Source organism: Hydrogenophaga sp. (genome assembly GCF_011390835.1).
Lineage (GTDB): Bacteria > Pseudomonadota > Gammaproteobacteria > Burkholderiales > Burkholderiaceae_C > Hydrogenophaga.
Genome location: NZ_JAABRQ010000059.1, coordinates 1 through 3,805 on the forward strand (window position 1 = coordinate 1; position 3,805 = coordinate 3,805).

Annotated in this window: 8 protein-coding genes; all 8 read left to right on the forward strand. The window is 57.6% G+C overall.

Going from position 1 to position 3,805, the window contains the following annotated elements; genetic code table 11:
* A partial coding sequence (locus GPT34_RS17565) for a hypothetical protein (protein WP_291015299.1) occupies window positions 1-459 on the forward strand: 459 nt, incomplete at its 5' end.
* 24 nt (window positions 460-483) lie between these two features.
* Window positions 484-1,173 (forward strand): hypothetical protein, encoded by a 690-nt coding sequence (locus GPT34_RS17570; protein ID WP_291015302.1) that lies wholly within the window; start codon window positions 484-486, stop codon window positions 1,171-1,173.
* An 8-nt stretch (window positions 1,174-1,181) separates the two neighbouring features.
* Window positions 1,182-1,463, forward strand: a complete 282-nt coding sequence (locus GPT34_RS17575) for a hypothetical protein (protein WP_291015304.1) — start codon at window positions 1,182-1,184, stop codon at window positions 1,461-1,463.
* A gap of 123 nt (window positions 1,464-1,586) precedes the next feature.
* Window positions 1,587-1,835, forward strand: coding sequence for a hypothetical protein (locus GPT34_RS17580; RefSeq protein ID WP_291015306.1), 249 nt, complete (start codon window positions 1,587-1,589; stop codon window positions 1,833-1,835).
* A gap of 103 nt (window positions 1,836-1,938) precedes the next feature.
* The gene (locus GPT34_RS17585) at window positions 1,939-2,205 is read left to right on the forward strand and encodes a hypothetical protein (protein WP_291015308.1); all 267 of its coding nucleotides are present in this window, start codon (window positions 1,939-1,941) and stop codon (window positions 2,203-2,205) included.
* Window positions 2,202-2,750 (forward strand): DNA cytosine methyltransferase, encoded by a 549-nt coding sequence (locus tag GPT34_RS17590; protein ID WP_291015310.1) that lies wholly within the window; start codon window positions 2,202-2,204, stop codon window positions 2,748-2,750. The genes GPT34_RS17585 and GPT34_RS17590 overlap by 4 nt, the downstream gene beginning before the upstream one ends.
* 33 nt (window positions 2,751-2,783) lie before the next feature.
* On the forward strand, window positions 2,784-3,125 hold the full coding sequence (locus tag GPT34_RS17595) for a hypothetical protein (RefSeq protein WP_291015312.1): 342 nt from the start codon (window positions 2,784-2,786) through the stop codon (window positions 3,123-3,125).
* Window positions 3,126-3,236: 111 nt separating this feature from the next.
* Window positions 3,237-3,551 carry a hypothetical protein gene (locus GPT34_RS17600; protein ID WP_291015315.1) on the forward strand — a complete coding sequence of 105 codons (315 nt, stop codon included), beginning with the start codon at window positions 3,237-3,239 and terminating at the stop codon, window positions 3,549-3,551.
* The last annotated feature ends 254 nt before the right edge of the window (window positions 3,552-3,805 follow it).

Here is a 3,805-nt window from a genome sequence, read left to right on the forward strand (position 1 = left end):
CTGCAGTTTTCCGGCGCGGGGATGGATGCGTTCTTGACCCAAGTATCGAAACGCCAAATCAATACCAGCGCGGTGCGGCGCGCCCCCGCCGGCAGCGGGCTGCAAAAGCAGAAACTGCTCTCATTGACCGGCCATCGGGCCTGGGTGTTTGACTTTTTGAGCCGGGGATATGTGGCGGGCGTGGGCCAGCGCACGGTGCTGGAGCATTTTCCAAGAGAAACTGTGGTCGACTTTGATGTCTTAGAGGATTCGAGCAAGTCCTACTTAGGGCGGCACGCCGAGAACCGGTCGCAGATTGCCAACGTGATGAACATCTTGCATGACTACTTTGGCGACAGCGTGCGATTAACCGATTCAGCCGGCATTCGCTGCGTGGTGTTTCCCTCCATTGAGGCGCTGCGAACCTCCTTTTCTAAGAAAGTCGGCAACCCCGATTTCGACTGGGATTTGTTAAGATAGCCGCATCCATTCGAGGACTCCGAGATGAGCAACGTGGTCTATATGCGAGGAGCCGGCCCTGATCCCGGCGCATCCACCGGGCCGCCGACCCCGCCGCAACCGACGCAGGGCGTGGCGAGCGCACCACTTGGTCCTCGACCCGCTCCGCAGCCGGTGCGAACCGAAAGCGCGCAACAGGAGCAGGCCCTGAAACCGCAGCGACCGATCGAGGAGCAGGCCATTGCGCTGCTGCCCAGTGAGTGGCTCTTCAAAGAAGAGGACCTGCCCGATCGCAACCGGCCCATCGCCGTGGGCGAGACCCTCGTGCTCGACACGCGGGTGAATGCGGCGCTGCGTCTAGCCCACCGCAATCAGTTCATGTCCATGATCGCCCACTGCTTGTGGGGCGATGAGCAGACCTCAGAGCTGGTGAGGCTCGGCTACTTGGCGCGCGGGGCGGTGATGACGCTGCAGCCGACCAACGTGTTCGAGCTGTACTTGGTGGGCAACGTGGTGAGCGCGCAATGGAAGCTCGATCGCACCATGCGGATCCAGCAGACCGTGTTTAATTCACATGCCACCAAGCGCACAGCGGGTCGGCACGGGCTGCCCACGGCGACCTGGGCGGCGATGGAGCTGGATGAGGAAGTGTTCAAGTGCCAGAAGCTGCTCGATGGGGCGATCAAGTCCTATCATCTGGCGACCAAACGGGATCGGACGACGTGTAACTGGTAGGAGGGGCGATGATTACGGTGCCGGTGAGTGCCTTTCCGATGCGAGTGATTTATTCGGCAAATATGCCAGCGTTTACTGGCAAGATCGAGTGGAAGGCAGCAGCTTGGATGACAGAGGAAGACAGAGAACGAGCCAATGAATGGCTTGCTGAGCGGTTTGGCAAAATGCCATACCTGGTCTTATATGAGAAGGTGCTGGTGATGCACCCCTGTCATCAGCAATACATTCAAAAACTGGCGCAGCCAACAACAGGGGAGACCGTATGGTCCAAGACAGCGCAGGCTTGGTAAAGACACATCTCTGGTCCATTGTTTTGCCGGCGATCGGGCTTGGCACCGTTATTTACTGGACCGGCAGCTTTATGTACTGGCTGTTCACCTAGCACTGACGACAACAACTGGAGAGAAGACAACATGAGCGCGCGTAAAAGCAAGTACGAGTATGAACCCTGCACCTACCGCAACCTCGGCAAAGGCGTCGATGGTTTTATACACTGGTGCAACGACATCTGCCAGATCCAATACGATGCGATCCTCAAGGTCAAAGCCAAGCAGGAAGCCGAAGGCAATGTGCTGACCGCGACGCCGGCTTCCCAAGCGCTTGGCATCATTCAAGCGGCGGCTCAGGTGGCGAAGAATAAGCGGCTGGGGAAATCGAAATGAGCGGCTACACGTTGGCGGTTTATTTTACCGGCCTGGGCGCCGGACTGCTGGTCGGCGCTTACCTCACCTGGGTTTGGTGCATTCACAGAGAGGGGAAATCGAAATGAAAAAGACGATCAAGCCGGGGCAAATGATCCCGGCGTGGTACGGCATTGCTTGGCAGAACTTCGACTCCAGAACTGCCGTCTGCTACCCGGTCCCCATCAACGTGATCGTGGCCACGGGTCGGGCGTTCTGGCTCTGGCTTCGCTATGGCTACAAGCCGGTGCCGATAGACCCGAGGGATGCGTTCGTGCAGGGCGTCAGCGAGGGCTATCACAGCGGCTTGTTGGAGGGGAAGAAGGCCAAGTGCAAGGGAGAACCAGAGTGAACGTCCTCATCGGCTGTGAATTCTCTGGCACCGTCAGAGAAGCCTTTCGTCGGCAAGGGCACAACGCTTGGTCATGCGATCTGCTGGAGTCCGAGGACAACAGCCAGAACCACATCGTTGGCGATGTGCTTGGCATCCTTGACGAGCGCTGGGATCTTGCCATTCTGCACCCGCCATGCACCCACTTGGCAGTGAGCGGGGCGCGCTGGTTCAAGGAAAAGCAGGTCGAGCAAGCGCAGGCGCTGGAGTTTGTTCGTGCCCTGCTTGATGCGCCAATCGAGAAGATCGCGCTGGAAAATCCGATCAGCATCATCTCAAGCCGAATCAGGAAGCCCGATCAAATTTTGCAGCCTTGGTGGTTTGGCCACGGCGAGACTAAGGCAACCTGCCTGTGGCTGAAGAATCTGCCGAAGCTCATCCCAACCAACATTGTAGAGGGCAGAGAGGCGCGCGTTCATAAGATGGCACCTGGACCGGATCGCTGGAAAGAGCGCAGCCGAACCTATACCGGGATTGCTGACGCGATGGCACAGCAATGGGGTTGATCTGGCGTATTAGACGTTAAACTGGAGAACGACATGAGCAACTTTCAAGAGCAACTCGCTGAACTGAAGGCCGGCGATGCCGTAATCTTTGAATACGGCGACTATGGCAGCCTACGCCGGGAGATAAAGACCGTCGACAGGGTCACGAACGCATCTATCTTCGTCGCACCAAATGGCCGCTTCAGGAAGTCCGATGGGTATTCGATGGGCGGAACCTACCGAATCTATCCGGCAACTCCAGAAGACATCGAGCGCGTCAATGAGGAGGCCGCGCTACGGAAATACCGGATTGTGCTATCAAAGATAGACTGGAAAAAGGTGTCCGATCAAGTCGTCCGCAGCGTCATTGCTGTGCTCAGGGAGAATAACAGATGAACGACTGCGACTTCCTTCCTTTTCTTATCGGCTGGAACATCGGCCTGCTGATTGCCATCGGCGTCTTCGCGGTGCTGATCTGGCGCATCCGCCACTAAACTGGAGAACACGATGAAAGATCTACGCAGAACAGGCCGCACCACCCGCATGCTGATCGATGCGGTGAGTTGCGCCAGAGAGGGCAAAGCAGTTTATGTCATTGCAGCGAACAGGCAGGAGCAAGGGCGGCTGCAGCGGCTGCTGTGGGAGCTGACGGACGATCAGCTCTGCCACGGAATCAAAGTAGAGACCCCATCATCGGTTGGACTCGACTGGAATTCGTTCACCTTGATTGGCGCGCATCCCAACTGCGTCGTGCTCGTCGACCACTTCACGATTGAGCGCCTGTTCGCAACCCAGCTCCACGAGTTGCATCGCTACGACTAGAACCTGTAGCCATTAAAAAAGCCCCTCCCCCGGCGCTGGAGCGGGCACCGGGGAGAGGGGCTAAGGCGGCTGGGGTTGCCGCCGATCAGAGAGGACAACGAGGTAAAGCGGTGCGTGACATGAAACCTACTGGAGCAAACAATATGCCCAAATTTCCACTTGGTCAAGTCTTTCGAGACATTGGCATGGACGGGTCGCGGTACGATCACATCGCCCTGCCCTATCCCTTCATGCCCCACCAAGTCACTGGCCTG

What these genes read in the sequence shown, in the direction of transcription:
- GPT34_RS17570 (WP_291015302.1), top strand. Translation starts at nt 484, where the DNA reads ATGAGCAACGTGGTCTATATGCGAGGAGCCGGCCCTGATCCCGGCGCA.
- GPT34_RS17575 (WP_291015304.1), top strand. Translation starts at nt 1,182, where the DNA reads ATGATTACGGTGCCGGTGAGTGCCTTTCCGATGCGAGTGATTTATTCG.
- GPT34_RS17580 (WP_291015306.1), top strand. Translation starts at nt 1,587, where the DNA reads ATGAGCGCGCGTAAAAGCAAGTACGAGTATGAACCCTGCACCTACCGC.
- GPT34_RS17585 (WP_291015308.1), top strand. Translation starts at nt 1,939, where the DNA reads ATGAAAAAGACGATCAAGCCGGGGCAAATGATCCCGGCGTGGTACGGC.
- GPT34_RS17595 (WP_291015312.1), top strand. Translation starts at nt 2,784, where the DNA reads ATGAGCAACTTTCAAGAGCAACTCGCTGAACTGAAGGCCGGCGATGCC.
- GPT34_RS17600 (WP_291015315.1), top strand. Translation starts at nt 3,237, where the DNA reads ATGAAAGATCTACGCAGAACAGGCCGCACCACCCGCATGCTGATCGAT.